We start from the raw sequence: 25,458 nt of genomic DNA, 5'->3' as shown, positions 1-25,458 counted from the left end.
GACACCAAGCAAGGGCCTAAGCCGGCCGCGCCGCCCCGCCGCGAGGGTGTCGCCGGCTGCCCGTATGCCCCCCTCCCTCGCGAAGCGGGTAGAGAGGCGCCGTGCAACGGGGGGAAGCGGCGTAAGCCGCTCAGGGGGTGCTTTTCTTCTTCAACAGCATGGAATCGCCATAGCTGAAGAAACGGTACTCCTGCGCAATCGCATGGCGGTACAGCGCCATCACCTGCTCGTAGCCCGCGAAGGCGCTGACCAGCATCATCAGCGTGCTCTTGGGCAGGTGGAAGTTGGTGATCAGCAGATCGACCACCTGGTACTCGAAGCCGGGCGTGATGAAGATGCGCGTGTCGCCGGAGAACTGGCCTGTCTGGGCCCAGGACTCCAGCGTGCGCACCGTGGTCGTGCCCACGGCGACGACGCGGCCGCCGCGCTGGCGGCAGCGTTCCAGCGCAGCCAGCGTGGCCAGCGGGATCTCGTACCACTCGCTGTGCATCTGGTGGTCGGCCAGGTTCTCGGTCTTCACGGGCTGGAAGGTGCCGGCGCCCACGTGCAGCGTGACGCTGGCGCGCTCGATGCCGCGCTCGGCCAGGCGGGCCAGCACGGCGTCGTCAAAGTGCAGGGCGGCCGTGGGCGCGGCCACGGCGCCGGGGCGGGCCGCGAAGACGGTCTGGTAGCGCTCGCTGTCTTCGGCGGCGTCGGGGTCGTTGCCGGTGTCCTGGTGGCGCTCGATATAGGGCGGCAGCGGCAGGTGGCCGAAGCGCTCCATCAGTTCGTGCGGCGTCTCGCCGCGCGGGCCTTCGAAGCTCAGGTGGAACAGCGGGCCGTTCTCGTCGGGCCAGCGGCCGCGCAGCACGGCGTCGAAGCCGCCGCGGTTCTTGCCGCCGCACAGGTGGATGCGCGAGCCGGGCAGGGGCTTCTTGCTGACGCGCATGTGGGCCACGACATCGTTGCCTTCGAGCACGCGCTCGACCAGCAGCTCCAGCCGGCCGCCGCTGGCCTTCTCGCCGAAGATGCGCGCCTTGAGCACGCGCGTGTCGTTGAACACCAGCAGGTCGCCGGGCTGCAGCAGGTCGGGCAGCTCGTGGAAGATGCGGTCGGTGGGCGGGGTGGCATCGTCGCGGCCGTCGAGCAGGCGCGAGGCGCTGCGCTGGGCGGCAGGATGCTGGGCGATCAGGTTCTCAGGAAGCTCGAAGTCGAAATCGCTGAGCGAAAACACACGGGACAGGGAGGACATGCAGTGCTTGAGGGCCGGACATGGCCCGTTCCAAGTTCGTTGAACGGAAGTCCGCCATTGTCGCAAACCCTGGGGTCATCCCCGGAATTTCGCGGCGGTCACTTGGCCATCTGGGCCTGTGTCTGGGGCTGGCGCTCGAACTCCAGCCACAGCGTCTCCAGATCCGGGAAGTCCCAGTTCACCGGGTCCTCGCGCGCGATGATGCGGTCGTTGCCCTGGCTCTCGGACAGGTCCTCGATCTCGGGCGTGATGCGGCAGGCCTGGCGCAGCGAATAGAACACCTTGACGCGCGGCGCCAGCAGGCTGCCCGGCGAGGCATCGACCACGACGGCCAGGCGCTGCGAATGCAGGCGCACCAGCGAGCCCAGCGGATAGATGCCCACGGTCTGCACGAACTGCTCGAACAGCCGCTTGTCGAAATGGCGGGGGCTCCACTCGGCCATGCGCCGCAGCGCCTCCGAGGGCGGCCAGCCCTTCTTGTAGGGCCGGTCCGAGGTGATGGCGTCGTAGACATCGCAGATCGCCGTCATGCGCGCCAGCAGGCCGATGTCGCCCTGCTGCAGTCCGTCGGGGTAGCCGCTGCCGTCCACCTTTTCGTGGTGGTGCAGGCAGGCATCGATGACCTCGTCGTCCAGGCCCAGCGGGCGCAGCAGCTGCTCGCCATGGCGTGGGTGGGCACGCATCAGCGCCCATTCCGCATCGTCCAGCGGCCCGGGCTTGTTGAGCACGGCCACCGGGATCGCGGTCTTGCCCAGGTCGTGCATGAGACCGGCCATGCCGGCCTTGCGCAGGCTGTGGTCGTCCAGGCCCATGCGCTTGGCCAGCGCCACCATCAGCGCGCACACGGCCAGGCTGTGCATGTAGGTGTAGTCGTCGGCCGTCTTCAGCCGTGCCAGGCCGATCAGGGCGTGGGGATTGCGCGCCACGGAGGCCGTCACATCGTCCACCAGCTGCCCGGCGGCCGTGGCGTCCACGGGCCGGCCCAGCCGCGCGTCGCTGAACAGGCGGCTGAGCAATTGCTTGGCCTGCACGCAGGTCTGGGCGGCGCGGCGCAGCTCGGTGGCGGTGGAAATGGGGGCCGTGCTCTGCTCGGAGACAGGGCGGGCGCTGTCCGGGATCTGGTGGCGAAGCTCGTCCTGCGGATCAAAGCGCAGGCAAGGCACCTGGACTCCTACGTCCAGGCCCTTGCGCACGTCGATCCAGACCTCCTGGATGGAGGTGGAGCGCAGGCGCTGGAGGTCGGCCTCGGAGCGGAGCAGGAAACGGGTTCGCCAAAAAGGATGCTCCATCCAGGAGCCGCAGAACTCGTGCAGGAACATGCCCAGAGTGACATGCTGGACATTGATACGCTTCAACATGGCATTCGGTGGCGGGGTAACACTACGTAACGTCAGCGTGCATGGTAGCGGCTTCCCCAGAGACCCGGGGCCTCAAGGGTGCTTTGGGCAAGGGCATCCGGCATGAACGTGGCGTGTTGCCTACACCTGTATATTCATACACTATGCTGCATGCCCGCCCATGCCCATGCGCATGCTCTGAAACAGGATAGCCCATGCCCTTGAACGTCTCCTCTGCCTTCCCAGATCTGGGGCGCGACGCCCCCGGCGGCAAGGCCGCGCGTGCCGGCAAGGGAAAGGCCGCAGGCAAGGGCGGCAAGGCGGGAGACAAGCCCGCAGCGCCCGCCAAGCCCGCAGCCAGCGCCGCGCAGAAGGCGCTGCAGAAGATGGGCCTGGTGCGCGACATCGATCTGGCCCTGCACCTGCCGCTGCGCTATGAGGACGAGACGCGCATCACCCCGCTGCGCAATGCCCGCGAGGGCGATACGGTGCAGATCGAGGCCACGGTGACCCACAGCGAGGTGCAACTGCGCCCGCGCCGCATGCTCAAGGTCACGGTGGACGATGGCACGGCCGAATGCGTGCTGACCTTCTTCAGCTTCTACCCCTCGCACCAGAAGACCCTGTCCGTGGGCGCGCGGCTGCGCATCCGCGGCGAGGTCAAGGGCGGCTTCTGGGGCCGGCAGATGCTGCACCCGGCGTTTCGCGCGGCGGGCGGCGACCTGCCCACGGCGCTCACGCCCGTCTATCCCACGGTGGCGGGCCTGCCCCAGGCCTACATCCGCCGCGCGGCGGTCACGGCCATGCTGCGCGCCGATCTCTCCGATACGCTGCCCCAGGGCGAGCATCCGCCCGTGGCGCAGTTCCATGGCAACGGCGGGCTGCCGCCGCTGTTCAGCCTGCGCGATGCGCTGCAGTTCCTGCACCACCCCACGCCCGATGTGGCCCTGGCCACGCTGGAAGACCATTCGCACCCGGCCTGGCAGCGCCTGAAGGCCGAGGAGCTGCTGGCCCAGCAACTGTCCCAATACGAGGCCAAGCGCGAACGCGCGCGGCTCAGGGCGCCCGTGCTGCGCGCCCAGCCCATGGACAGCGCCCAGGGCCTGGCGCGCCAGTTCCTGGACCAATTGCCCTTTGGCCTGACCGGCGCCCAGCAGCGCGTGGTGGCCGAGATCCTTGCCGACATGGAGCGCCGCATGCCCATGCACCGGCTGCTGCAGGGCGATGTGGGATCGGGCAAGACCGTGGTGGCGGCGCTGTCGGCCGTGGCCTGCATCGAGGCCGGCTGGCAGTGCGCGCTGATGGCGCCCACCGAAATCCTGGCCGAGCAGCATTTCGGCAAGCTGGTCGGCTGGCTGGAGCCGCTGCTGGCCCCGCTGGGCAAGCGCGTGGCCTGGCTGGCCGGCGCGCAGAAGAAGAAGGAACGCACCGCCATGCTGGAGCTGGTCCACAGCGGCGAGGCGGCCCTGGTCGTGGGCACGCACGCCGTCATCCAGGACCAGGTGCAGTTCAAGAACCTGGCGCTGGCCGTCATTGACGAGCAGCACCGCTTCGGCGTGGCCCAGCGGCTGGCGCTGCGCCAGAAGCTCGCGGCCTCGGGCATGGAGCCCCATCTGCTGATGATGAGCGCAACGCCCATCCCGCGCACCCTGGCCATGAGCTACTACGCCGACCTGGATGTGTCCACCATCGACGAACTGCCGCCGGGCCGCACGCCCATCGTCACCAAGCTCATTGCCGACAGCCGCAAGGACGAGGTCATCGAGCGCATAGGCGCCCAGGTCGCGGAAGGACGCCAGGTCTACTGGGTCTGCCCGCTGATCGAGGAAAGCGAGGCGCTGGACCTGTCCAACGCCACGGCCACCCATGCCTACCTGAGCGAGATGCTGCCCGACGTCATGGTCGGCCTGCTGCACTCGCGCATGCCCACGGCCGAGAAGAAGGCCGTGATGGAGCTGTTCTCCGCCGGGGTCATGGGCGTGCTGGTCTCCACCACGGTGATCGAAGTGGGCGTGGACGTGCCCAACGCCTCGCTCATGGTCATCGAGCATGCGGAGCGCTTCGGCCTGTCGCAGCTGCACCAGCTGCGCGGGCGCGTGGGGCGGGGGGCGGCGGCCTCGGCCTGCGTGCTGCTGTATTCGGTGGGGGACAGCGGGCGCCTGGGCGAGACGGCCAAGGACCGGCTGCGCGCCATGGCCGAGACCAATGACGGCTTCGAGATCGCGCGGCGCGACCTGGAGATCCGCGGCCCCGGCGAATTCCTGGGCGCGCGCCAGTCCGGCGCTCCCATGCTGCGCTTCGCCGACCTGGAGCAGGACCTGATGCTGCTCGACTGGGCCCGCGAACTGGCGCCGCGCATGCTGGAGCAGCACCCGCAACTGGCCCAGCGCCATGTGGGCCGCTGGCTGGGCGGCAAGGCCGAATTCCTCAAGGCCTGATCGGTTCGTTCCATTTTTGCTGGGTGGCTGTGTTACGTATTTTTACGTGTCCAGGCGCTGCCTGGCAACGTCATCTTCCGCAGGCCTGCAGCCCGCGCCAGATATGGTTTCCACACGCGTTGTAGCCATCGAAATGGAGCGCTTCATGCCGTCCTGGCGGTGACAGCACCGTCCCGTTACGGCATTGAATATTTGTGACCTTTTGGTACATTGGGTCACAAAAAACAGGGTAGCTCCATCCGGGAGGGGATGGCCTGCCAAGCCTCCCCCACGGGGAGGACGGCCGCGATCACTCTTGTGTTGTCCCATTTTTCTGCGAATGAGGAGCTGCCAACATGAATGAAGCCGTTCAAGCGAATGAGATCGTCGAAACCTCCTGGCGCATGGGCCTGGTGGTCCTGTCCTATGGCATTGCCGTATTGGGCTCCTTCGTAGCCCTGACTGCGGCGCAGCGCATCCGGGGACGCGAGGGCATCAGCTGGCTGAACCTGCTGGCGGCAGGCACGGCGCTGGGCGGCATCGGCGTGTGGTCCATGCATTTCACGGGCATGCTGGCGCTGAACCTGGGCATGGGTTCGGGCTACTCCATGGTCGAAACCCTGCTGTCCCTGTGCGCCGCCGTTGCCGCCACCTCGGTGGCGCTGGCCTTTGTCGCGCGGCGGCCCGAAAGCGGGGCGCGCGTGCTGGGCGCGGGCACCCTGTTGGGCCTGGGCGTGGCCTTCATGCATTACCTGGGCATGTATGGCATGCGCTTTCCGGGCTTCATCGTCTGGTCCGTTCCCACCGTGCTGCTGTCCGTGGGCATCGCCGTGGCCGCGGCCAGCGCCGCGCTGTGGCTGTCGTTTCGCACCAGCTCGCCGGGCATGCGTGCGCTGGCCGCCGCCGTCATGGGCGCGGCGGTCTGTTCCATGCACTACACCGGCATGGCCGCAGCGGACTTCGTATGCATTTCAGAGACACAGCGTTATGCTAGGCCGCAAGGCTTTGCCGTGATCAGCGCCCTGGACCTTCCGGTCTTTACCGTGATCGTGGCCATAGGCCTGGCTGCATTGATAGGCATGGACCAGCTCATGCAGCAACGCGACCGGATGCGCCGGCCGTTGCACTAGGTGGATAAATACAAAAAGCCGGCGGGTCGGGGAGCGCGCAGTGGTCATGCGCGGACGAGGACTGGCACAATCGAATTAGGACAAATCCTAGAACCTGTGCAGGAACTTTTGAGGGGAGCACCCCGGCAAGCCGGCCGCAAGGCCTGATTGCACAAAGGTTCCGGCACAGGTTCTTGGTGTAAGACCATCGTATTTTCCGAGGCTCCCTCCCAGACACAGCTCGCCAATGACACTTACCGAACTCAAATACATCGTGGCCGTGGCACGTGAAAAGCATTTTGGCCGCGCCGCCGAAGCCTGTTATGTGTCCCAGCCCACGTTGTCCGTGGCGATCAAGAAGCTGGAGGAGGAGCTCGATGTCAAGCTCTTCGAGCGCAGTGCCGGCGAAGTGTCGGTCACGTCGCTGGGCGAGGAGATCATCCGTCAGGCGCAAAGCGTGCTGGAGCAGGCCGCCGAGATCAAGGAAATCGCCAAGCGCGGCAAGGACCCGCTGTCCGGCGTGCTCACCCTGGGTGTGATCTACACCATCGGCCCCTACCTGCTGCCGGACCTGGTGCGCAACTCCATCATGCGCACGCCGCAGATGCCGCTGATGCTGCAGGAGAACTACACCATCAAGCTGCTGGAGATGCTGCGCACCGGCGAGATCGACTGCGCCATCGTCGCCGAGCCCTTCCCCGACACCGGCCTGGCGCTGGCTCCGCTGTACGACGAGCCCTTCATGGCCGCCGTTCCCAGCACCCATGCGCTGGCCCAGAAGGACCATGTCTCCACCAGCGATCTCAAGAACGAGACCATGCTGCTGCTGGGCTCGGGCCACTGCTTCCGCGACCATGTGCTCCAGGTCTGCCCCGAGTTCGCACGCTATGCCAGCAATGCCGAAGGCATTCGCCGCACCTTCGAAGGCTCGTCGCTGGAGACCATCAAGCACATGGTGGCCGCCGGCATGGGCGTGACCCTGGTGCCGCGCCTGTCCGTGCCCGCCGATGCGCTGGAGACCACGGCGCGCCGCCGCAAGACCGACGAGCCGCATATCCGCTACCTGCCCATCCTCGAGGACGACGGCTCGGCCCCGCCGACACGCCGCGTAGTCCTGGCCTGGCGCCGCAGCTTCACGCGCTACGAGGCCATCGCCGCCCTGCGCAACGCGGTCTACGCCTGCGCCTTGCCCGGCGTCAAACGCCTGTCCTGATGACCGCACCGGCGCGCGCTCCGGGCCTGTGGGGCCGCTGCGCTTGCGTTATCGTTGCAACTGGCTCCCGGGCGACCTGCCGGGAGCATCTTCCGTTTGTACGAAGCTGAAAGGGATCCCATGGCCAAAAATGCCAGCAAAGACAAGTCCGGTGCAAAGAAGCCAGAGGCCGTGCAGGCCGACAAGGCGGACAAGGCAGTGCAGCCTGCAAAGGCCGCACTGGCCGACGTGGCACCGGCGTCCGTGCGCTCCTCCGCCATCCATATCGGCATCAGCGACAAGGACCGCGCGGCCATCGCCAAGGGCCTGTCGGCCCTGCTGGCCGACACCTACACGCTGTATCTGACCACGCACAATTTCCACTGGAACGTCACCGGCCCGATGTTCAACACGCTGCACACCATGTTCATGGGGCAGTACACGGAGCTGTGGAACGCCGTCGACCCCATCGCCGAGCGCATCCGTGCGCTGGGCCATTTCGCGCCGGGCTCCTATGCCGACTTCGGCAAGCTCACCAGCCTGGCCGACGTGCCCCACGACCCGCCCAAGGCCCTGGAGATGGTGCGCATCCTGGTCGCCGGCCACGAGGCCGTGGCCCGCACGGCGCGCAGTCTGTTCCCCCTGGCCGACAAGGCCAGCGACGAACCCACGGCCGACCTGCTGACCCAGCGCCTGACCGTGCACGAGCAGACCGCCTGGATGCTGCGCGCCCTGCTCGAAGACTGATGCTGCGCAAACCCCAGTCTTCCCGCGTACCCACCCTGGCCCGGGAGTGATGCCACCGCATGCTCTGGACCTGGATTGACGCACACGCCGCCACGGGCGGCCTGTGCCTGGTACTGGCCGCCCTGGGCGGCCTTTTTTTCTATCTGCGCCTGCCTGCCACGGCCCGGCTGCGCCACGCAGGCCTGCCCATGCCGCGGGGCGCATGGCTGGGCCTGGCTGCCGCCGGCGTGCTGGCCTTGCTGGCACTGGCCGTGATGGTGCGCGACATGCTGGGCCTGGCACAGCCCGCAGGCTGCGCCACCTGCACCGACTGGCCGGTGCACGACGAGGCCCTGCACCTGTGGCTGGCCGGCCATGCCACCGATGCCTGGGTGCGCCCCGTGGTCGCCTTCACCCAACTGGGCAATGTGGCCTGGATGGTGTCGCTGTCGGCCGCCGTGCTGGCGCTGCTGCTGTGGCGGCGCGACTGGCTGCATGCGGCCGCCTGGGTGGTGGCCACGGCTGGCGTGGGCCTGTGGATACGCGCCATCAAGACCAGCGTGGGCCGTCCGCGCCCCGTGGGTGGCTGGGTGCCTGAAGGCGGCTTCAGCTTCCCCAGCGGCCACAGTGCGGGCACCTTCGTGCTCTATCTGATGCTGGCCTGGCTGCTGCTGCCGTACCTGCGCCCGGCCTGGCGCTGGCCCGTGGGCCTGGCGGCCCTGGCTGTCGCCCTGGGCGTGGGCGCCAGCCGCGTGGTGCTGCGCGTGCACTATGCCAGCGATGTGCTGGCCGGCTGGCTGCTGGGCCTGGCCTGGATGGCGCTGGTGATCTGTGCCGTGGAGTGGGCGCAAACCCGCGTTGCCGGCAGGCGCTGCTGAGGCGCGCCGCCGAGCCCGCCCGCCCAGCGGCGACAATGCGGGCATTTTCGAATGTGATGCGTGCGATGGTCGGCCCACGGCCGCCATCGGCGCCCAGACGCCATGCCCACCACCTCCTCTACGCCCATGCCTGCGCCCCGGCGCAGCAAACTGTCGCTCTATCTGGACCTGGTCCGCTTCAACCGGCCGGCCGGCTGGCTGGTCCTGGTCTGGCCCACGCTGGCCGCACTGTGGGTGGCAGCGGGCGGGTTTCCGGGTTGGCATCTGCTGGTGGTCTTCGTGCTGGGCACGGTGTTGATGCGCAGCGCCGGCTGCTGCATCAACGACATTGCCGACCGCGATTTCGACCGCCACGTCAAGCGCACCACGCAGCGGCCCATCACCTCGGGGCAGGTCTCGGTCAAGGAGGCCGCGCTGCTGGGCGCGGCCCTGGCCCTGGTCTCGCTGGGCCTGGTGCTGACCACGCGCTGGGAGGCCGTGGCCTGGTCCGTGCCCGCCGTGCTGTTCACCATCCTCTACCCGTTCACCAAACGCTTCTTCGCCATGCCCCAGGCCTTCCTGGGCATTGCCTTCAACTTCGGCATCGTCATCGCCTTCGCCGCCGTGCAGGGCCAGGTGCCGGCCACGGCCTGGATTCTGTGGCTCGCCAACATGTTCCTAGTGCTGGCCTATGACACCGAATACGCCATGGTGGACCGCGACGACGACCTCAGGATCGGCATGAAGACCTCGGCCATCACCCTGGGCCGCTTCGACGTGGCGGCCGTCATGGGCTTTTTCGTGCTCTGCGGCCTGCTCACTATCTGGGCGCTGGCGCCCTATGGCCTGGCCTGGCCTTTCTGGCTGGGCCTGGCCGTGGCCGCGGCCCAGGTGATCTGGCACTTCACCCTGATCCGCCACCGCACGCGCGAGGGCTGCTTCGTCGCCTTCAGCAAGAGCCACTGGATCGGTGCCGCCCTGTTCGCAGGCGTGGCGCTGGGATTTGCCTTGCGCTGAAGACGCCACGCCGCCGCAGTGCGTGCGCACCGAAGCCTGCCGCCATGGCACCCAGCAGCGCCAGCGGCCAAGCGCCGAGTGCGGGAATGGGCGCCGGAGCGGGCGGCGGCACAGGTGGAGTCACAGGAGGTGTCACAGGGGGTGTCACAGGGGGAATTACGGGGGGAGTTACAGGAGGCGGCACAACCGCAGTCAGCTCAATGTCCTGCGCCACGCCGGTGGCCGGCATCCACCGCGCATCGCCGGGCTGGCTGGCGGTCACCGTGCAGATGCCTTCGCCCGCCATCGTGACCCTGTTGCCCGAGACCGTGCAGATGCCTGGGGTCGTGCTGGCGTATTCCACCGGCAGGCCGGAGCTGGCCGTGGCGGGCGGGTCGATGGCAAAGACCGTTCCCGCCTCGAAGGACCGGCTGGCCTGTGCCGGGAAGCGGATGGCCTGGGCTCTGCGGATGCGGACATCGGCGTTTGCGTCGGCGGCCTGCCACTGGGCATTGCCCGCCTGGCGGGCGACCAGCGTGCAGATGCCGTCATCGAGCATTGTGACGGTGGTGCCCGAGACGGTGCAGATGGCCGGGGTGGCGCTGCCGTAGTCCACCGGCAGGCCGGAGCTGGCCATGGCGGGAGGGTCTATGGTGAAGGTGGAGCCAGGGCTGCCGAGGACCTGGCTGGCCTGTGGCGCAAAGGTGATGGTCTGGGGGGAGACGGCGCGCAGGTCGGCGGACAGGCGTGTGATGAAGCCTATGACGCCGCTGCTGTTGGTCCCTGGCTGCGCCCCGCCTGCCGCGCCCGGGAAATTCCGCGAGTACGTCAACCCGCCCACGAGCACCTCGCCCGAGGGGGCTATGGCCAGCGTACTGATGGCTTCCATGTCGGTGCCGCCCAGATAGGTGCTCTGTTCCAGGGTTCGCAGGCTGGCGGACAGGCGTGCGATGAAGCCATCGTAGAACCCGCCATTGATAACTGACTGGGCGCCGCCCGCCGTGCCGGGGAAGTGGATGGCATCGGTATAGCCTCCCGCCAGCACGTCCCCCGAGGGAGCGATGGTCAGGGCTTGGACAACGTTGTAGCCTGCGCCACCCAGATAGGTGCTCTGCGCCAGGGTCCGCAGGTCGGCGGACAGGCGTGCGACGAACCCGTCATTGCCCCCGCCAGCGGCGACCGGCTGGGCGCCGCCCGCCGTGCCGGGGAACTGGGTGGAGCTGGTACTGCCTGCCACCAACACCTCGCCCGTGGGTGCAATGGCCATGGCATGGAGGTCTTCAAATTGCGAGCCGCCCAGGTAGGTGCTCTGCTCCAGGGTGCGCAGGTCGGCGGACAGGCGCGCGATGAAGCCGTCGCGCCCGCCAGCGGCGACCGGCTGTGCGCCGCCCGCCGTGCCAGGGAAGTCGGTGGAACTGGTATCGCCTGCCACCAATACCTCACCTGAGGGGGAGATGGTCAGGGCTTGGACAACGTTGTAGCCTGCGCCACCCAGATAGGTGCTCTGCGCCAGGGTCCGCAGGTCGGCGGACAGGCGTGCGACGAACCCGTCATTGCCCCAGCCAGCGGCGACCGGCTGGGCGCCGCCCGTCGTGCCGGGGAACTGGGTGGAGCTGGTATTGCCTGCCACCAATACCTCGCCCGTGGGTGCAATGGCCATGGCACGGGGGTCTTCGGATTGCGGGCCGCCCAGGTAGGTGCTCTGCTCCAGGGTGCGCAGGTCGGCGGACAGGCGTGCGATGAAGCCGTCGTAGAACCCACCAGCGGCGACTGACTGGGCGCCGTCCGCCGTGCCGGGGAAGTCGGTGGAGCTGGTAATGCCTGTCGCCAATACTTCGCCCGAGGGGGATATGGCCAGGGCTATGACAGAGTTCTGGCCCGAGCCGCCCAGATAGGTGCTCTGCTCCAGGGTCCGCAGGTCAGCGGACAGGCGCGCTATGAAGCCGTCGGTCCCACCAGTGGATGGTTGGGCGCCGCCCGCCGTGCCAGGGAATGCGCCGAGCGATGAATTGTCCGCGGTGATGCCGCCCACCAACACCTCGCCCGAGGGCGCAATGACCAGGGCCAGGACCGTGCTATCACCATCTCCACCCAGATACGTGCTCTGCAACAAAGGATCTATCACCAGCGGCAGCGCCCGGTCATAGGCCCCCAGCGCAAACCCGTAGCCGTCGCCCTGGCTGTTGAGGGCGTACTGCACAGGCACCTCCACGCGCTGCCCGGCAACTTCCTGGAACGCCACGGGTGCCGTATAGGCCACGTCGCCATGGCCTGTGGCGGCGATCAGTTCGCCGCCTTTGCCCAGGCGCAGGGACAGCGCGCCGTCCACGCGCACCTGGATCTGCCCGGGGTCGGCCTGCGGGGCCACGTGGAAGAGCTTTTCCACATTGGCGCCGCGCATGGCCAGTTCCACCTGCACGCCGGGCCAGGCCTGGCCCAGGTGCAGGTTGCGGTAGGTGGCTGGCTGGTAGCTGTGGGGGCCGCTGAAGCGGGTGATCTGGGTGGCGGCGGCCTCGCCGCCCGTGGGCGACAGCGGCAGCGCGCCGGCCAGGGTTTCGGTGAGGCTCCAGCCGGACAGGGGCCGGGTGGCCGGAGGGGTCTGGGGCGGTGCCTGGGGTTTGGTGCCTGCGGGCGTCCTGGGCGGCTTCTTGGGAGGTGCTTGGGGAGGCATCTCGGGCGGGGGGGCCGAGGTCACGCCCTGCTGCTGCGTGGGCGCGGCCAGGCTGTAGACGATCTGGCCCTGGCGGGTGACGTGGATCGCGCCCGCGAAGGTGCGGCCCGTGAAGGCCACGGCAGGGTCGAACTGGCCGCTGTTGGCCTCGAACGGCACGGACATGCCCTGCAGGGCCTGCTGCGCGTGCTGTATCTGCCGGGCCTGCGCGGAGCCATGCACTGGGGCATGTGCTGGTGAGTGCGCTGGTGTGTGCGCGCGGTGGTGGGCAGGACCTTGGGAGGGGCCGGGTACTGCGTGGGCCATGCCAGCCGATGCCCAGAGCAGGCATGCCGCCAGGGCCGGCTTGCTGCCGCGGCGCCTGGGCAAGGAAGGGGGGGGGAAACGCATGCTTTCTCCTTGGATGCAGCGAATCCAAGGCAAGCCATGGACAGGGGCGGGCAGGCGATGCACGTCCCGCCGAGGCGGATGCTTGGTGGAAACTGCGGTGGCAGGTCATGACCGGCGCGGGGCTTTCCGCGCTGCCGGTCAATTGCCGATTTCTACCGAGTGCCGCTTGCTTCCACCATCAGAACTATCTGGTTTTTGCAGGAATCTGGCGCACCGTCCCCTTGCCACCACAAAGAGGGGGCGCGCGGGCGTGTCCTACCTGCCGAATTCGGCGGCCAGCTCCTTGGCCCGTGTTTCCGCTGCCCGCATGGCGGCCACGAAATGCTCGGGCACCTGTTGCGCCTGCATGTGGGTGATGGCGGCGTGGGTGGTGCCGCCCTTGCTGGTCACGCGCTGGCGCAGCACGTCGGCGCTTTCGGTGGAGCGGGCGGCCAGTTCCGATGCGCCCTGGAAGGTGGCCACGCCCAGGCGGTAGGACTGCTCGGCCGTGAGGCCCATGTCCACGCCGGCCTGTGTCATGGCTTCGAGGAACAGGAAGACATAGGCCGGGCCCGAGCCCGACAGGGCGGTCACGGCGTCCAGGTGCGCTTCCTGGTCGACCCAGACGAACTGGCCCGTGGTGGCAACGACCTGCTCGATAGCGCTCTTGCCTGCGGCATCGACCTCGGCGCGGGCGAACAGGCCCGTCATGCCCTTGCCCACCAGGGCCGGCGTATTGGGCATGGCGCGCACGATGCGGCCCGTGCCCAGCCACTGGGCGATGGAGTCCGTGGGAATGCCGGCGGCAACGCTCAGGTGCAGGGCCTGGGCGGTGTGCGGTGCCACGGCCTGGGCGGCTTCCTTGAAGGTCTGGGGCTTGACGGCCCAGACCACGATGCTGGCACCGTCCAGCGCGCTGGCGGCGGCCGCGGCATCGGCATGGGCCGTGATGCCGAAGTTCGTGCGCAGCGCGTCGCGCGCAGCCTCGAAGGGTTCGACAACGACGATGCGGTCTGCGGATTGGCCCTGGCCGATCAGTCCGCCGATGATGGCGCTGGCCATGTTGCCGCCACCGATGAAGGCGATGACAGGGGAGGCTGTGGAAACGGTGTTCATGCTGGTGGCGGTGGAGAAGGAAAACGAAGAGTTTAGAGCGTGTTCCCACCGTGCCAGCGCATGTCCACGCCATGGCTGGCGGCCAGGTCCAGGGGCTGTGCCGGGGCGCCGGGCCGCTGGCGCAGGGTGAGCGCGCAAGGACCCTCTCCGCGCGTGGCAAGGCGCTGGCGCAATGCGTCGGAGGCCGCCAGTGCCTGTGCGCCTTGCAGCAGCAGATCGAAGCCCGGCAATGCCAGCCGCGCGCCCTGGTCGTCCAGCCTCTGCAGCGGCAGGCCCGGGCCCAACAGCGCCCGGTAGCGGTCCAGGCTGGCGTCCAGATCGTGCACGGCGACGGTCAGCGAGGCCACGCCCAGCGCGCCGTTGGGATGCTCCCGCACGCTGCCTTCGGGCACGCGCAGGGCGCGCGGCGTGACGTCGCCGCACAGGAAGGGCAGGTCGGGCGTGGCGTGGCGCGCCGTCTGCCACAGCAGTTGCGCGCCGTCGGGGCGCACGCGGCCTCCGTCCACGGGGCCGACCAGGGTATCCAGCCCCCGCCCGCGTGCCTCGGCCAGCGCCTGGGAGGTGCTTTGGGGCAGCAGGGCGAAGTCCACCAGCCCTTCGCCATGGTCGCGCAGCGTGCGGTACCAGCGCTCTTCGGGCGCCGGGGCGGTCCAGGCAATGATCTCCAGGTAGGCGCCGTCGGCAAACACGACCAGTGCGTTGTGCGAGGTGCGGCCCGGATGGCGGCCGCCGATGGCGACCTGAAAACCCAGCGCGCGGTAGTCCGCCACGGCGGCCTCGAGGTCCTGCACGGCGATGACGATGTGGTCCAGCGGAAGTGCCATGAATGCTCCTGTGTGGTGTAAGGGGGTGCCGTCCGGATTCTCAGTCTTCGAGCTGGACCTTGTTGTCGCGCACGAAGCGGCCCCAGCGCTCATATTCCTGGCGCACCCAGCGGTCGAGGGCGGGTCCGTCCGTGGCCATGACTTCAAAGCCCGACTGCACGAGCTTGCTGCGGATGTCGGGCGTGTCCAGCGTGGCCTGGAAGTCTTCGGTGAGCTTGTGCACCGTGGCTGCCGGCGTGGCGGAAGGTGCGAACACGCCGATCCACGAGTAGGCCTCGAAGCCCGGGAAGCCTGACTCGGCCACGGTGGGCACGTCGGGCAGCTCGGGCAGGCGCTTGAGGCCGGTCACCGCCAGCGGCTTGATCTTGCCTGCCGAAATCTGGCCGCGCAGCGCCGCGTAGCTGAGCAGGGTGAGGTCGGACACATTGCCGAGCACGGCCTGCACGGCCGGGCCGCCGCCGCCGTAGGGCACGTGCAGCACGTAGGTGCCCGAGCGGCGCTTGATGTCCTCCATCACCAAGTGGTTCATGGACCCCAGGCCGGTCGATGCGTAGCTGTATTTGCCCGGGTTGCGGCGCGCCAGTTCCAGGAAGCCGGCCAGGTCCCTGGCGGGCACCGAGGCCGAGGCGCCGATCACCAGCGGGAAGCGCAGCGCCAGCGACACGCCCGTGAAGTCCTTGAAGGTGTCGTAGGGCAGCCGGGACTTGGCGATGGGATTGATGGCATGGGTGTCGAAGCTGAACAGCAGGGTGTTGCCGTCCGGGGCGGACTTGGCCACGTACTGGGTGGCGATCTGGCTGGCGGCGCCGGGGCGGTTCTCCACGATCACCGGGCGCCCGGCCACCTCGCCCAGGCGCGGCTGCAGTATGCGCGCGGCGATGTCGGTGCTGCCCCCCGGCGGGAAGGTGATGACCAGCTTGAGCGGGGCGGCGCCCTGCGCGGATGCCGTGCCGGCCGGCCCCAGCAGGCATGCGGCGGCCGTGGCCAGCAGCAGCTGGCGGCGTGAGGGTGGATGGGGCATGGGAAGGCTCCTTTTCAAGCGCATTGGCGGGCAGGAAATCGGGAATCTGTGCGTGGGGCCTGGCGTCAACCCATCCACTGGCTCACCGGCACGGCCGTGTCCTGGAGCTCTTGCGAGATCACATCCACCAGCGCCGGGCCGTCGTGCATCAGCGCGGCCTTGAGCGCGGCTTCGAGATCTGCCGGGTCATGCACCTGCCATGCCTTGACGCCGAAGGCCTCGGCCACGCGGGCATGGTGGGTGCGGTTGAAGTCGACTGAAAAGTAGCGTTCATCGTAGCCGGACTTCTGGCTGGCCTTGATCCAGCCGAACACGCTGTTGGAGAACACGATCATCTTCAGCGGCACGTTGCGGCGCACGATGGTTTCCAGCTCGCCGCAGGTGAAGCCGAAGCTGCCGTCGCCCATGACCGCGACCACCACGGAATCGGGCTGGCCGATGGCGGCGCCAAAGCCGGCGGACATGGCAAAGCCCAGCGCCCCGTGCGCGCGGTTGGTGATGAAGTGCCGGCCGGCCTGGGGCGCGTCGAAATAGGCCGTGAAGTAGGGGCAGGGCGTGCCGGGGTCGGCCACCACGATGGCGCGCGGGGGCAGCAGGCGGTTGAGCGTGTCCACCACGCGCTCGGGCTTGATGGGGCGCTCCAGCGAGGCGGCCAGCGGCGCGAAGAAGGCCTGCTTGGTGGCGCGCGCGGTGGCCGCCAGCGCGGCGCCGTCTGCGGCATCGGCGGGGCGGCGGGCGATGCGCTGCTGCACGGCCGCGTGCAGCGCCTGCAGGCCCAGCAGGGCGTCGCCCACCAGGGCCACGTCGGTGCGGTAGTTGGTGCCTATGGTCATGGCGTCCACGTCCAGATGGACGATGGTCACCTTGCGCGAGGGCATCTGCCAGTGCTCGGTGGTGGTGGAGCCGGCCCGGGCGCCGATGAACATCACCAGGTCCGCCTGCGCCACCACGGCGCGCGTGGCCTCCACGCCGCCATTGGTGCCCACCACGCCGGCATTGAGCGGATGGCTGCCCGCCAGGCTGCCCTGGCCGCTGACGCTGGAGCACACGGGCGCGTTGAGCAGGGTGGCCAGCGCATCCAGTTCGGCGCTGGCGCCTGCGATGAGCACGCCGCCGCCGCAGATCAGCACGGGGCAGCGTGCCGCCACCAGGCGGTCGGCAGCCTCGGCCACGGCCGCCGGATCGGGCACGGACCGGTAGGCCGGATAGTGGTCATGCCCTGGCTGGGCCCAGACATCGGCCGGATCCAGCGTGTGCTTTTGCACGTCATAGGGCAGGCAGATATGGGTGGCGCCGGGCCGGCCCGTGGTCATGGCGCGAAAGGCGCTGCGCACGGCGTGCGGAATCTGGTCCACGCGGTCGATGGTGGTATTCCACTTGGTCAGGGGCCTGTACAGCGCCTGCTGGTCCAGTTCGGTCAGCGGGAACTTGCCTCGCGCGCCCACGGAAACGTCCGAGGTGATGCCCAGCACAGGCACCGAGGATTCGTTGGCCTCGGCCAGGCCGGGCAGCAGGTAGGTGGCGCCGCCGCCGCTGGGGCCTTCGCACACGCCCACCTTGCCGGTGACGCGCGCATAGGCGTCGGCCATGTAGCCGGCGCTGCGCTCGTCCCGCGTGAGGATGTGATCCATGCCGTGGTCCAGCCGCGCCATGGCGTCGTAGAAGGGCAGGCTGGTGTCGCCGCACAGGCCGAAGATGTGCTTGACGCCATTGAGCTGCAGCATGCGGACCATGGCGTCGGCGCCATTGAAAGCGGTGGTCATGTCGGGAGTCTCCAGGCAGGTTGGGTGACGGGATTTTTAAGAATCCATTTCAGTATACTTAAAAGAATGCGCAGCGCCAAAGGGCACAATGGCGCCATGAAAATCTCCAACATCCGCCATGAACGGGGCTCCAGCGTCTACAGCACGCTGCGTGACATGGCCATCTCCTACGAGTTCAAGCCAGGCGAGCGCCTGAGCGAGAGCGAACTGGCGCTGCGCCTGGGCGTGAGCCGCACGCCCGTGCGCGAGGCGCTGACGCGGCTGGTGGCCGATGGCTTTTTGCTGCCGGCCAGCCGCGGCTACATGCGGCGCGAACTGGACGTGAAGGAGTCGCTGGACCTGTACGAGGCCCGCGTGGCCGTGGAGCGCGAATGCGTGCGGCTGGCCGTGGAGCGCGCCACCGATGCCCAGCTCGACGAGGCCCTGGCCTACCTGGAGCAGAGCCAGCGCGTGGCCTCCGACACGCCGATCCGGCAGCTGGTGGACCTGGACGAGGGATTCCATCTGCGCATTGCCGACATGGCCGGCAACGCCGAGCTGCGGCGCATGCTGGCGAGCCTGAACGAGCGCATCCGCTTCATCCGCTGGATCGACATGGAGAGCGTGGGGCGCGCCTCCACCCAGCACGAGCACCTGGAAATCCTGCAGGCCCTGCGTGCGCGCGACGCCCAGGCCAGCGAACGCCTGATGGCCGAGCACATCGGCCTGCGGCGCGAGCAGATCGTGGAGGCCATTGCGCGCGGGCTGACGCGCATCTACCTGCCGAAGGAGCAGGTGCAGGCCACGCCCTGAAGCGCCTTCAGGGTGCGCAGGGCGGCGAGGGCCGGTAGGCGGTGATCAGGATCTGGTTGGCCTGCGCCGGGTTGAAGTTGTCGTCGCTGGCGAACACCAGCACGCGGGTGCCGTCGGGCAGCGGCGGGCCCCAGGACATGGCTTCCATGTTGTCCAGCCGGCCGGGCTGCACGGTGGACAGATCGGCCACCAGTTGCTTGACCGCCACCTGTGGCGGCGTTTGCGCGAAGCTGGCCAGGGCCAGCGTGTCAGGTGCCTTCAGGCTGATGCGGTATAGCCGCGCGCCAAAACCGTGGCCCGGGCTGTAGGAGCGCTCCAGCACCAGCAGGTGGCCGGGGCCGTCCGGCAGGAGCTCGCTGATGCCGTTGACCTCGCGCTGGGGCAGGGCCCAGCTGGCGGCCGGCACGGCATCGGGCTGGTAGGCGATCTGGCGCAGCAGCCGGCCATCGTCCAGGCTGACCAGGCTGATGCGCACGGGCGCGCCCGCCGAGCCGGCGCTGGCGCGCGGGCCGTCCTGGCGCAGCGGCGCCTCCAGGGCCAGCCAGGCCTGTTGGCCGTCCGGCGTGACGGCCAGCCCCTCGAAGCCGAAGTTCGAGCGCAGGCCCGGCCTGCCGTCCTCGTCCTTGAATGCGTAGAACCACCGCGCAATCTGGCGGCCCGTGGCGTCGGTCCTCACCAGCGAGGTGCCAAAGCCCCGGCCCGGGTCGCCTTCATCGGTCCACAGCATGCCGCCGTCCGGCAGCAGGCGGATGGCTTCGGGGTCGGGCACGGGCTGGGTGGCGGGCGCGGCATGGCGCGGGCGCAGCCAGCGGCCCTCGGCATCCAGTAGCGGATGCACTTCGGTGACCTGCGCCTGCCAGGGGTTGGGGCCGGCGCGCTGGCCCGCGTCCAGCTGCTCTATGCGCAGGCGCATCCAGCGCGCGGGGCCGCGCGCCGAGCGGTCATCGCTGATGGCCACGTAGTCGCCGCGCCGCGCGTCGTAGTCCAGGCCCGAGATGCCGCCGGTGGTGGCGCCATGGATGGGCTCATCGCGCGCAATCGTGGTGCTGCCCAGCCATTGCAGGCGCGCGCATGCCGTGGACTGCGGGGCCGGCAGGGCCTGGGGCGGCGCGGCGCAGCCGGCCAGCAGCAGGCCGGAAAGCACCAGGCTGGCCGCCTTGAACAAGACCGTGAGCCCGTTGTCAGGCCGCCAGCGCGGTCTGGGCCACCGCATGCTCCCAGCGCGCCATCAGCTCGTCGGCGCGGTGCTTGTCCAGCGTGGGCACGAAGCGGCGCTCGGCCTTCCACAGCGCCGACAGTTCCTCGGTGCTCTGGTACACGCCCGAGGACAGCCCCGCCAGGTAGGCGGCGCCCAGGGCCGTGGTCTCCACGCAGGCCGGGCGCACGACGGGAATGCCCAGCAGGTCGGCCTGGAACTGCATGAGCAGGTTGTTGACGCAGGCGCCGCCGTCCACGCGCAGTTCGCTGACCGGCGCGCCGCCGCTGGCCACCGCGTCGCGGCTCATGGCCAGCAGCAGGGCGGCGCTCTGGAAGGCAATGGATTCAAGCGCGGCCCGCGCGATGTGGGCGATGGTGGTGCCGCGCGTCAGGCCCGTGATGGTGCCGCGCGCATCGGGCTTCCAGTAGGGGGCGCCCAGGCCCGTGAAGGCCGGCACCATCATCACGCCGCCCGAGTCGGGCACGCTCTCGGCCAGTTGCTGTACCTGGCCGCTGTGCTCGATGGCACGCAGCCCGTCGCGCAGCCACTGGACCACGGCGCCTCCCACGAAGACGCTGCCTTCCAGCGCATAGGCCGGCGCAGCGGTGGGCTGTGCCGCAGCGGTGGTCAGCAGGCCGTTGGCGGAGGTCTGGAACACGCCGCCCGTGTGCATGAGCATGAAGCAGCCCGTGCCATAGGTGTTCTTGGCCATGCCGGCCGAAAAGCAGGCCTGGCCGAAGAGGGCGCTTTGCTGGTCGCCGGCCACGCCGCCGATGGCGATCTCGCCGCCCAGCACCTCGGCTGCCGTGCGGCCGAAATCGGCGGCGGAAGGCAGCACCTCGGGCATCAGCGCGCGCGGAATCTCCAGCAGCGCCAGCAGATCGTCGTCCCACTGGTTGGTGTGGACGTTGAACAGCATGGTGCGGCTGGCGTTGGAGACATCGGTCACATGGCGGCGTCCGCCCGTGAGCTGCCAGATCAGCCAGCTGTCCACGGTGCCGAAGGCCAGTTCGCCGCGCTCGGCGGCGGCGCGCGCGCCGTTGACGTTGTCCAGGATCCAGCGCAGCTTGGTGCCCGAGAAATAGGCGTCGATCAGCAGGCCCGTCTTGCGCTGGATGGTGTCGGCATGGCCGGCCTCGCGCAGTTGGGCGCACAGCGGCTCGGCGCGGCGGTCCTGCCAGACGATGGCGTGGTGTATGGGCTGGCCCGTGGCGCGGTTCCAGACCACGGTGGTCTCGCGCTGGTTGGTGATGCCCAGGGCGCGGATGTCGGCCGCCGCCAGCCCGGCCTTGGCCAGGGCCTCGCGCGCCGTGGCCAGCTGGGTGCGCCAGATCTCGCGCGGATCGTGCTCGACCCAGCCGGGCCGGGGATAGATCTGCGGCAGCTCCAGCTGGGCCGAGGCCACGATGCGGCCCTGGGTGTCGAAGACGATGCTGCGCGAACTGGAGGTGCCCTGGTCCAGGGCAAGCAGATAGGTCATGGTGCGGTATCCAGGAAAAGCAGGGCCGGTGCGCGTGTCCTGTGCGGGCGGTGGCGCAGCGGCTGCGGAAAACTTATTGCGCCACCACGCATTGCACTTCGGCTTCGCGCAGAAGGGCATCGAACGGAGCGGGGGGCGCGGTATCGGTGAACAGGCGGTCGATCTGGTCCAGGCGTGCCAGCTCCACCATGGCCTGGCGGTGGAACTTGCTGTGGTCGGCGGCCAGCCAGACCTCGCGCGACTGGGCAATGATGGTCTGGGCCACCTTGACCTCGCGCATATCGAAGTCGCGCAGGCTGCCATCGGGCTCGATGGCCGAGATGCCGATCAGGGCGATGTCCACCTTGAACTGGCGGATGAAGTCCACGGCCGCCTCGCCCACGATGCCCCGGTCGCGCGTGCGCACCACGCCGCCGGCCACGATGACTTCGCAGTCGGCGTTGGAGCTGAGGATGGCCGCCACGTTGAGGTTGTTGGTGATCACGCGCAGGCCCCGGTGCTTGAGCAGGGCCTGGGCCACGGCCTCGGTGGTGGTGCCGATGTTCAGGATCAGCGAGCAGCCGTTGGGAATGGCCTCGGCCACGGCGCGCGCAATGCGCGACTTGCCTTCGGCATGCAGCACCTGGCGCTGGGTGTGGCCCAGGTTCTCCACCGTGGCGCTGGGCACGCGCACGCCGCCGTGAAAGCGCACCATCAGGCCGGCATCGGCCAGCTTCTGTATGTCGCGGCGCACGGTCTGCAGGGTCACGCCCAGGATCTCGGCCAGCTGCTCCACCGAAGTGGACTGGCGGCTGCGCACTTCGTCGAGCAGCTGTAGTTGTCGGGGATTGGTGTTCACGGCGGCGATTCCAGATCTGGTGCGTTCTCAGGCAAACAAGGCGGGGCGACCGGTTTATAGCGCATTTGCCCCTGGCCGGCCGTGGGTTGGGGAACTTTAAAACGAAGAAAAAAGAACAGCACCTAGGGTATGTGTTGATGGGCTGCGATCTGGAAAGAACAAAAATGATCACGTTCTTGCTTTCGGATGGCGCGCAATCGCCGCCTTGAGCGAGATGTTTCTCCTTGTTCAATCGCTGCCCCCGAGGCGGCCTCGTCAGTGAGGGCGGTCGTGGAACTGGTGTTGGAGAGAATCAGCAAACGCGTGGGCGGCCAGACCTGGCTGCACCCCATGCACCTTGAACTGGAAAGCGGCGCGGTGACCGTGCTGCTGGGTGCCACGCAGGCCGGCAAGACCAGCCTGATGCGCATCATGGCCGGCCTGGACGTGCCCACCGAAGGCCGTGTGCGCGCCGATGGCGTCGATGTGACCGGCATGCCCGTGCGCGAGCGCAACGTGGCCATGGTCTACCAGCAGTTCATCAACTATCCCTCGCTCACGGTGGCGGACAACATCGCCTCGCCGCTCAAGCTGCGCGGCGACCGCGACGTGGCGCAGCGCGTGCGCGCCCTGGCCGAGCGGCTGCACATCGAGATGTTCCTGGACCGCTACCCGGCCGAGCTGTCGGGCGGCCAGCAGCAGCGTGTGGCGCTGGCGCGCGCCCTGGCCAAGGGCGCTCCGCTGATGCTGCTGGACGAGCCCCTGGTCAACCTCGACTACAAGCTGCGCGAGGAACTGCGCGAGGAACTGACCCAGCTGTTCGCCACAGGCGACTCCACCGTGGTCTATGCCACCACCGAGCCCGGCGAGGCCCTGCTGCTGGGTGGCTACACGGCGGTGCTGCATGAGGGCGAACTGCTGCAGTACGGCCCCACGGCCGAGGTCTTCCATCAGCCGAATTCGCTGCGCGTGGCGCGCGCCTTCAGCGATCCGCCCATGAACCTGATCGCGGCCAGTGCCGTGGAGGGCGGGCTGCAACTGCCGGGCGGCGCGCGGCTGCCCGTGGCGCTGCCTGCGGACCTGGCCGTGTCCGGCCCACTGACCCTGGGCCTGCGCGCCAGCGCCCTGCGCCTGCAGTCCCGGCCCGGCGATCTGGCATTGCAGGGCGTGGTGGAACTGGCCGAGATTTCGGGCTCCGACACCTTCGTGCATGCCACCACGCCCTGGGGCGAGCTGGTGGCCCAGGTCACGGGCGTGCACCACCTGGACCTGGGCAGCGCGGTCACGCTGCACCTGGATCCGGCCCATGCCTACGTGTTCGGCACGGACGGCGCGCTGCTGCTGGCGCCGGCGCGGCCCGGAGGACGATGAGATGGCCCGCATAGAACTTGATCTGGCCCACTCCTACAAGCCGAACCCGCAGCAGGATAGCGACTACGCGCTGCTGCCGCTGAGCATGGTCTTCGAGGACGGCGGCGCCTATGCGCTGCTCGGCCCCTCGGGCTGCGGCAAGACCACCATGCTCAACATCATGTCGGGCCTGCTGGTGCCCTCGCAGGGCAAGGTGCTGTTCGACGGCCGCGACATGACGCGCGCCACGCCCCAGGAACGCAACATCGCCCAGGTGTTCCAGTTCCCGGTGATCTACGACACCATGACCGTGGCCGAGAACCTGGCCTTTCCGCTGAGGAACCGCCGCATGCCCGAGGAGCGCATCCGCGCGCGGGTTGGCCAGATCGCCGAGATGCTGGAGATGAGCGGCCAGCTCGACCAGCGCGCGGCCGGCCTGTCGGCCGATGCCAAGCAGAAGATCTCGCTGGGCCGGGGCCTGGTGCGGCCCGATGTGTCGGCCGTGCTGTTCGACGAGCCGCTCACGGTGATCGACCCCCAGCTCAAGTGGCAGCTGCGCCGCAAGCTCAAGCAGATCCACCATGAACTGCGGCTCATGCTGATCTATGTGACGCACGACCAGGTGGAGGCCCTGACCTTTGCCGAGCACGTTGTGGTCATGACGCGCGGGCGCGCCGTGCAGGTGGGCACGCCCGCCCAGCTTTTCGAGCGGCCCAGCCACGCCTTCGTCGGCCACTTCATTGGCTCGCCGGGCATGAACTTCGTGCCGCTGCAGCAGGACGGCGGCCGGCTGCTGGCCGAGGGCCAGTACCTGCCCCTGCCCGAAGCGCTGGCCGGCGTGGCGCCCAGCCTGCCGCTGAGCCTGGGCATACGCCCTGAGTACCTGGCACTGGCCTCGGCCGACGCGCCCGGCGCCGTGGCCTGCACGGTGGAGCGCGTGCAGGACGTGGGCACGCACCAGTTGCTGGTGGCGCGCCTGGGCGAGCGGCTGCTCAAGCTGCGCTGCGGTGCCGATGCCTTCCTGCCCGCCGTGGGTGAAACGGTATGGGTACAGCTGCAGGGCCCCCACACCTGCTACTACGTCAACGAGGAGTTGGTATGAGGCTCCCCCTGAGCGGCTGCGCCGCTTCCCCCTCTCTCGCGACGCGGGAGGGGGACGACACCCTTGCGGCGGGGCGGCCCTTGCTCGGTGTCCCTGAGCTGGGTAGGTCCAGTCTCGTAGGCCGCGGTTTGTGCATTAGCGTGAGGGGGGCCTGAGATGAGTTCAATCAAGCCCGTCAACCAGAAGGCCTGGCTGCTGATCCTGCCGGTCATCATCTGCGTGGCCTTCTCGGCCATCATTCCGCTGATGACGGTGGTGAATTACTCGGTGCAGGACATCATCAGTCCGGACCGGCGCGTGTTCGTGGGCACGGAGTGGTTTGCCCAGGTCATGCGCGACGAGGAACTGCACTCGGCCCTGCTGCGCCAGATCGGCTTTTCGCTGGCCGTGCTGCTGGTGGAGATTCCGCTGGGCATCGCGCTGGCCCTGTCCATGCCGGCCCAGGGCTGGAAGGCCTCGGCCGTGCTGGTCGTGGTCTCGCTGTCGCTGCTGATTCCGTGGAACGTGGTCGGCACCATCTGGCAGATCTACGGCCGCGCCGATATCGGACTGCTGGGCGCGGCGCTCAACGCGCTGGGCGTGGACTACAACTACACGGGCAATGCCACCCATGCCTGGCTCACCGTGCTGGTCATGGATGTCTGGCACTGGACGCCGCTGGTGGCCCTGCTGTGCTACGCGGGCCTGCGCTCCATTCCCGACGCCTACTACCAGGCCGCGCGCATCGACGGCGCCAGCAAGTTCGCGGTGTTCCGCTACATCCAGCTGCCCAAGATGCGCGGCGTGCTGATGATCGCCGTGCTGCTGCGCTTCATGGACAGCTTCATGATCTACACCGAGCCCTTCGTGCTCACGGGCGGAGGCCCTGGCAATGCGACCACCTTCCTGTCGCAGTACCTCACGCAAAAGGCCGTGGGCCAGTTCGACCTGGGGCCGGCGGCTGCCTTCTCGCTGATCTATTTCCTCATCATCCTGCTGCTGTGCTTCATCCTCTACAACTGGATGCAGCGCGTGGGCACGGCAGACAAGGAAGGGGCAAAAGAATGACCCCCACGCTCCCTTCGTTCACTGCCCCCCGAGGGGGCTCGGC

General features: G+C 68.8%; 20 protein-coding genes. 10 read left to right on the top strand and 10 right to left on the bottom strand.

The features are described 5' to 3' along the window. Positions 1-130: 130 nt before the first annotated feature. Both queA and AC57B5_RS16945 read right to left on the bottom strand, forming a co-directional pair. Positions 131-1,231 carry a tRNA preQ1(34) S-adenosylmethionine ribosyltransferase-isomerase QueA gene (gene queA / locus AC57B5_RS16950; RefSeq protein ID WP_034389929.1) on the bottom strand — a complete coding sequence of 367 codons (1,101 nt, stop codon included), beginning with the start codon at positions 1,229-1,231 and terminating at the stop codon, positions 131-133. A gap of 98 nt (positions 1,232-1,329) precedes the next feature. Beyond that, positions 1,330-2,589: an HD-GYP domain-containing protein gene (locus tag AC57B5_RS16945; protein ID WP_013804466.1), complete on the bottom strand. Its 1,260-nt coding sequence runs from the start codon at positions 2,587-2,589 to the stop codon at positions 1,330-1,332. Positions 2,590-2,783: 194 nt separating this feature from the next. Here AC57B5_RS16945 and recG point away from each other — a divergent pair, with 194 nt between their 5' ends. The 6 genes from recG to ubiA all read left to right on the top strand — a co-directional run bounded on the left by recG (position 2,784) and on the right by ubiA (position 9,886). Further along, positions 2,784-5,006: an ATP-dependent DNA helicase RecG gene (gene recG / locus AC57B5_RS16940; RefSeq protein ID WP_496399969.1), complete on the top strand. Its 2,223-nt coding sequence runs from the start codon at positions 2,784-2,786 to the stop codon at positions 5,004-5,006. A 335-nt stretch (positions 5,007-5,341) separates the two neighbouring features. After that, entirely contained in the window at positions 5,342-6,115 is a 774-nt protein-coding gene (locus tag AC57B5_RS16935) for an MHYT domain-containing protein (protein ID WP_013804464.1), read from the top strand. Between the two features lie 226 nt (positions 6,116-6,341). Continuing rightward, positions 6,342-7,307: a LysR substrate-binding domain-containing protein gene (locus tag AC57B5_RS16930; protein ID WP_013804463.1), complete on the top strand. Its 966-nt coding sequence runs from the start codon at positions 6,342-6,344 to the stop codon at positions 7,305-7,307. A 120-nt stretch (positions 7,308-7,427) separates the two neighbouring features. Continuing rightward, positions 7,428-8,033 carry a Dps family protein gene (locus AC57B5_RS16925; protein WP_043822499.1) on the top strand — a complete coding sequence of 202 codons (606 nt, stop codon included), beginning with the start codon at positions 7,428-7,430 and terminating at the stop codon, positions 8,031-8,033. A 59-nt stretch (positions 8,034-8,092) separates the two neighbouring features. Beyond that, positions 8,093-8,890, top strand: coding sequence for a phosphatase PAP2 family protein (locus AC57B5_RS16920; protein WP_496399968.1), 798 nt, complete (start codon positions 8,093-8,095; stop codon positions 8,888-8,890). Between the two features lie 126 nt (positions 8,891-9,016). Next, entirely contained in the window at positions 9,017-9,886 is an 870-nt protein-coding gene (gene ubiA, locus AC57B5_RS16915) for a 4-hydroxybenzoate octaprenyltransferase (RefSeq protein WP_496400120.1), read from the top strand. Here the strand turns inward: ubiA and AC57B5_RS16910 are convergent. The 5 genes from AC57B5_RS16910 to AC57B5_RS16890 form a co-directional block, all read right to left on the bottom strand. Further along, on the bottom strand, positions 9,819-12,758 hold the full coding sequence (locus AC57B5_RS16910) for an IPTL-CTERM sorting domain-containing protein (RefSeq protein WP_496399967.1): 2,940 nt from the start codon (positions 12,756-12,758) through the stop codon (positions 9,819-9,821). The two genes, ubiA and AC57B5_RS16910, sit on opposite strands and share 68 nt — an antisense overlap. A gap of 423 nt (positions 12,759-13,181) precedes the next feature. Then, entirely contained in the window at positions 13,182-14,021 is an 840-nt protein-coding gene (gene proC / locus AC57B5_RS16905) for a pyrroline-5-carboxylate reductase (protein ID WP_445608410.1), read from the bottom strand. 32 nt (positions 14,022-14,053) lie between these two features. Continuing rightward, entirely contained in the window at positions 14,054-14,845 is a 792-nt protein-coding gene (locus AC57B5_RS16900; protein ID WP_496399966.1) for a VOC family protein, read from the bottom strand. Positions 14,846-14,885: 40 nt separating this feature from the next. After that, positions 14,886-15,866 (bottom strand): tripartite tricarboxylate transporter substrate binding protein, encoded by a 981-nt coding sequence (locus tag AC57B5_RS16895; RefSeq protein WP_496399965.1) that lies wholly within the window; start codon positions 15,864-15,866, stop codon positions 14,886-14,888. 65 nt (positions 15,867-15,931) lie between these two features. Further along, positions 15,932-17,629 (bottom strand): thiamine pyrophosphate-binding protein, encoded by a 1,698-nt coding sequence (locus AC57B5_RS16890; protein ID WP_496399964.1) that lies wholly within the window; start codon positions 17,627-17,629, stop codon positions 15,932-15,934. Between the two features lie 96 nt (positions 17,630-17,725). Between AC57B5_RS16890 and AC57B5_RS16885 the strand changes: the two genes are divergently transcribed. Beyond that, positions 17,726-18,421 carry a GntR family transcriptional regulator gene (locus tag AC57B5_RS16885; RefSeq protein WP_097205430.1) on the top strand — a complete coding sequence of 232 codons (696 nt, stop codon included), beginning with the start codon at positions 17,726-17,728 and terminating at the stop codon, positions 18,419-18,421. Between the two features lie 7 nt (positions 18,422-18,428). Here the strand turns inward: AC57B5_RS16885 and AC57B5_RS16880 are convergent, their stop codons facing one another. The 3 genes from AC57B5_RS16880 to AC57B5_RS16870 all read right to left on the bottom strand — a co-directional run bounded on the left by AC57B5_RS16880 (position 18,429) and on the right by AC57B5_RS16870 (position 21,937). Next, positions 18,429-19,634, bottom strand: a complete 1,206-nt coding sequence (locus AC57B5_RS16880) for an esterase-like activity of phytase family protein (RefSeq protein ID WP_496399963.1) — start codon at positions 19,632-19,634, stop codon at positions 18,429-18,431. Then, positions 19,603-21,099, bottom strand: coding sequence for a glycerol kinase GlpK (gene glpK, locus AC57B5_RS16875; RefSeq protein ID WP_012202955.1), 1,497 nt, complete (start codon positions 21,097-21,099; stop codon positions 19,603-19,605). Before glpK ends, AC57B5_RS16880 begins: the two co-directional genes overlap by 32 nt. 73 nt (positions 21,100-21,172) lie before the next feature. Then, positions 21,173-21,937, bottom strand: a complete 765-nt coding sequence (locus AC57B5_RS16870; protein WP_012202956.1) for a DeoR/GlpR family DNA-binding transcription regulator — start codon at positions 21,935-21,937, stop codon at positions 21,173-21,175. A gap of 270 nt (positions 21,938-22,207) precedes the next feature. Between AC57B5_RS16870 and AC57B5_RS16865 the strand changes: the two genes are divergently transcribed. The 3 genes from AC57B5_RS16865 to AC57B5_RS16855 all read left to right on the top strand — a co-directional run bounded on the left by AC57B5_RS16865 (position 22,208) and on the right by AC57B5_RS16855 (position 25,415). Continuing rightward, positions 22,208-23,287 (top strand): ABC transporter ATP-binding protein, encoded by a 1,080-nt coding sequence (locus AC57B5_RS16865; RefSeq protein ID WP_315529972.1) that lies wholly within the window; start codon positions 22,208-22,210, stop codon positions 23,285-23,287. A gap of 1 nt (position 23,288) precedes the next feature. Continuing rightward, complete coding sequence (locus AC57B5_RS16860; RefSeq protein WP_496399962.1) at positions 23,289-24,368, top strand: ABC transporter ATP-binding protein; 1,080 nt, start codon at positions 23,289-23,291, stop codon at positions 24,366-24,368. A 156-nt stretch (positions 24,369-24,524) separates the two neighbouring features. Beyond that, the gene (locus tag AC57B5_RS16855) at positions 24,525-25,415 is read left to right on the top strand and encodes a carbohydrate ABC transporter permease (RefSeq protein WP_496399961.1); all 891 of its coding nucleotides are present in this window, start codon (positions 24,525-24,527) and stop codon (positions 25,413-25,415) included. Positions 25,416-25,458 lie beyond the last annotated feature (43 nt).

The organism is Delftia sp. BGA-UO-ETr-SB1 (genome assembly GCF_059567865.1).
This window is presented reverse-complemented; position numbering and strand designations above follow the sequence as displayed.